Source organism: Streptomyces sp. NPDC028419 (assembly GCF_055565515.1).
Window position 1 is genome coordinate 1 of record NZ_JBVHUE010000080.1, and the last position, 4072, is coordinate 4072.

Annotated in this window: 1 protein-coding gene; it reads right to left on the bottom strand. The window is 75.0% G+C overall.

Annotated elements, in window-relative coordinates; translation table 11 throughout:
• The coding region (locus tag ACZ4UB_RS39475; RefSeq protein WP_468078120.1) for a type I polyketide synthase at positions 1-4072 on the bottom strand (4072 nt) is incomplete at both ends.

Genomic DNA, 4072 nt, shown 5'->3' on the forward strand with positions numbered 1-4072 from the left:
GCCCCGTCTCCGGCCACGCACGACTCTCCGTGACCAGCTCGACGGCTCCCGAAGCCCAGTCCACATGCGGCGTCGGCTCATCCACGTGCAGCGTCCTCGGCACGACCCCGTGCCGCATCGCCTCGACCATCTTGATGATCCCGCCGACGCCCGCGGCTGCCTGCGTGTGACCGAAGTTGGACTTCAACGAGCCCATCAGGAGGGGATGTTCGCCGGCGCGGTCCTGGCCGTAGGTGGCGAGCAGGGCCTGGGCCTCGATCGGGTCACCGAGCGTGGTACCGGTGCCGTGCGCCTCGACGACGTCGACCTCGGCAGCCGTCACGCCCGCACTGGCCAGCGCCTGACGGATCACCCGCTGCTGCGAGGGGCCGTTGGGCGCGGTCAGGCCGTTGGACGCACCGTCCTGGTTCACCGCGGAGCCCCGCACCACGGCGAGCACCTCGTGGCCGTTGCGCCGCGCGTCCGACAACCGCTCCACCAGGAGCAGACCCACGCCCTCCGACCAGGTGGTGCCGTCGGCACCGGCCGCGAAGGACTTGCAGCGGCCGTCGGGCGCCAGGCCCTGCTGGCGGCTGAACTCGACGAAGGAGTCGGGGGTGGCCATGACGGCGACGCCACCGGCCAGGGCCAGGGTGCACTCACCCTGCCGCAGCGCCTGCACCGCCTGGTGCAGCGCCACCAGCGACGACGAACACGCCGTGTCCACCGTCACCGCAGGACCCTCGAACCCGAACGTGTAGGAGACACGGCCGGTCGCGATGCTGCCGGTGTTGCCGTTGCCGAGGAAGCCCGCGAGCTCCTCGGGGACGGAGTGCAGCCGGGCGGCGTAGTCGTGGTACATGAGCCCGGCGAACACGCCGACCCTGCTGCCGCGCACGGACGCGGGGTCGATGTGCGCGTGCTCGAAGGCCTCCCAGGTGGTCTCCAGGAGGAGCCGCTGCTGCGGGTCCATGGCGATGGCCTCGCGCGGCGAGATCCCGAAGAACTCGGGGTCGAAATCGGCGGCGTCGTGCAGGAATCCGCCCTCGCCGACGTAGCTGGTGTTGGCGCGCCGGCGGTCCCGGTCGACGAGGTCGCGCACGTTCCAACCGCGGTCCTCCGGGAACGGCGTGACACCGTCCCGGCCCTCGGCGACCAGCTGCCAGAGCTCCTCGGGGGTGCGGACGCCGCCGGGGTAGCGGCAGCTCATGCCGATGATGGCGATCAGGTCGTCGTCGCCGGACGCCACCGGCGCCACGAGGGACGGGGCCGCCGCGTCGGCTTCGTCGCCGACGAGTTCGGCGCGCAGGTGGCGGGCGAGCGCCACCGGCGTGGGGTAGTCGAAGACGAGGGTGGCGGGCAGCCGCACCCCGGTGGCGGTGGCCAGCTGGTTGCGCAGGTCCACGGCGGTGAGCGAGTCGAATCCGAGCTCGGAGAAGGCCCGGCCGGAGTCCAGGTCGCTGTCGGGCGCGTAGCCGAGTGCGGCGGTGACGTGCCGCAGCACCAGCTGCAGCAGCGCCTCTTCGCGGGCGGCGGCGGACAGTGCGCGCAGCCGGTCGCGGAGCCCGCCGGTGGGTTCGGCGCCCGTGGCCCGCCGGGTGGTGGCACGGACGAGGCCGCGCATCACCGGGGGGATTCCGGCGGCCTCGACACGGGCGGCGGCCGGGTCGAACGCCATCGGGACGAGCACCGGTTCGCCCGCGGCGAGTGCCGCGTCGAAGAGCGTGAGGCCGTCCTGGACGGACAGGGCCGATATACCGCCGCGGGAGGCGCGGGCGAGGTCCTGCTCGCTCATGCCGCCCGACATGGTGCTGCGCTGCTCCCACAGGCCCCAGGCCAGCGCGTGCGCGGTGAGGCCCTGGGCCCTGCGGTGCTCGGCCAGGGCGTCGAGGAAGGTGTTGGCCGCGGCGTAGTTGGCCTGGCCGACCGCGCCGAGGATGCCGGCCGCGGAGGAGAAGAGGACGAAGAAGTCCAGGTCCGCGGTGAGTTCGTGCAGGTTCCAGGCGGCCAGTGACTTGGGCCGCAGTACGGTGTCGACCCGCTCGGGGGTCAGCGAGGAGATGACCCCGTCGTCCACGACGCCCGCGCAGTGGACCACGCCGCGCAGTGGCCGGCCGGCGGGGATGTTCCCGAGGACGGCGGCCAGGCCGTCCCGGTCCGCCACGTCGCAGGCGGCGACCGTGGTCTCGGCGCCGAGGGCGGCGAGTTCGGCCACCAGCTCCTGCGCACCCGCGGCCTGCGGGCCCTGGCGGCCGAGCAGCAGCAGGTGGCGTACGCCGTGCTCGCCCGCCAGGTGACGGGCCACGGCACTGCCGAGGGCGCCGGTGCCGCCGGTGATGAGGACGGTCCCGCTCGGGTCCCAGACCGGCGCCTCCTCGTCCTCGGTCCGCTCGGCGGGGGCGGTCGGGGCCACCCGGGCGAGGCGGGGCGCCCACAACGAGCCGTTACGGAAGGCGAGTTCGGGCTCACCCGCCGCGAGCGCGGTCCGCAGGCCCGGGAGCAGGAGCCCCGCCGCGCCATCGGCGGACTCGGCGGACTCGGCCGGAAGGTCGAACTGCACGATGCGGTCGGGGTGTTCGGACTGGGCCGAGCGCAGCAGGCCGCGGGCCGCGGCGTGCGCCGGGTCGGGGCCCTGTCCGTCGGTGGCCGCCGCGAGGCTCGCCGCGTTGCGGGTGAGCAGCACCAGCCGGGACGGGGCGAACCTGTCGTCGTCGAGCCAGGCCTGCGCCGTCTCCAGCGCCCAGACGGTGGCAGCCTTCGTGGCCTCCGGTACGTCGACCGGGGAGTCGGGGCAGGCGGTGACGACGGTCTCCGGTACGGCGGTTCCCGCGTCGATCGCCGCGGCGAGGTCCGCGAGGTTCCCGTACACCTCGCTGTCGACGTCCGCTGCGCGGGTGAGCGCGGCGGCGGCGTCACCGATGACGGCCCAGCGGGGCCGGGCGGTGTCGCCCGCGACCGGGGGCAGCTCGACCCAACCGGCGCGGTACAGCCACTCGTTGCGTCCGCCCGCGGCGCGCAACTGGCCGCCGGTGACCGGGCGCAGGACGAGCTTGTCGACGGAGGCCAGCAGCAGCCCGGCGGCGTCGGTCATGGTGACCGTGACACCGCCGCTGCCCGCCGGGGCGAGACGGACGCGTACGGCGGCCGCACCCGTGGCGTAGAGGCGCACGCCCTCCCAGGCGAACGGCAGGCCGCGCGGCGCCTCGCCGTCGCCGGAGCCCTCCAGCAGGGACACGCCGTGCAGGGCCGCGTCGAGCACGGCGGGGTGCAGGCAGAAATCGCCCGCGTCACCCGCGTCGCCGCCCTCGGGCAGCCGCACTTCGGCGAACACCTCGGAGCCCCGGCGCCATGCCGCCGTGAGCCCCTGGAAGCTGGGGCCGTAGGCGAAGCCGCCTTCTCTCATCGCGTCGTAGAGGCCGTCCACCTGGGCCGGTACGGCGCCCTCCGGCGGCCACACCTGGGCTGCGGGGAGCGGCCCCGGTGCCGCCTGGGCCGGGGTCAGCACACCGGTGGCGTGGGTGACCCAGGCTCCGGCGTCGCCGGTCCTCGCGTACACCGCGAAGGCGCGACGCCCTTCCTCGTCCGCGCCGTCCGCCGTCAGCTGGACCCGCGCGGTGACACCTTCGGGAAGCACCAGCGGCGCGTGCAGAGTGAGTTCCTCGACGCCGGCGCATCCGACCTCGTCGCCGGCGCGCAGCGCCATCTCGACGAAGCCCGCCCCGGGGAAGAGCACGGTGCCGTGCACCGCGTGGTCGGCCAGCCAGGGCAGCTCCGCCAGCGAGATCCTGCCGGTGAGGAGCACGCCGTCGCCATCGGCCAGGCCGACCCGGGCGCCGAGCAGCGGGTGCCCGGTGGTTTCGAGGCCCACGGACCCGATGGCCGCGTCGACACCGGCCGGCGCGGATCGCCGGGGCCAGTAGCGCTGTCGGTTGAAGGCGTACGTCGGCAACGCGACCCGACGCCCGGGACGCAGTTCCGGCCACGAGACCTCAGCACCCCGGGTGTGCAGCCGGGCCAGGCCCTGCACGAACGACGCCAGCTCGCCCTGCCCGACCCGCACCGAGGGAATCGCGACGACACCCTCACCACGCCC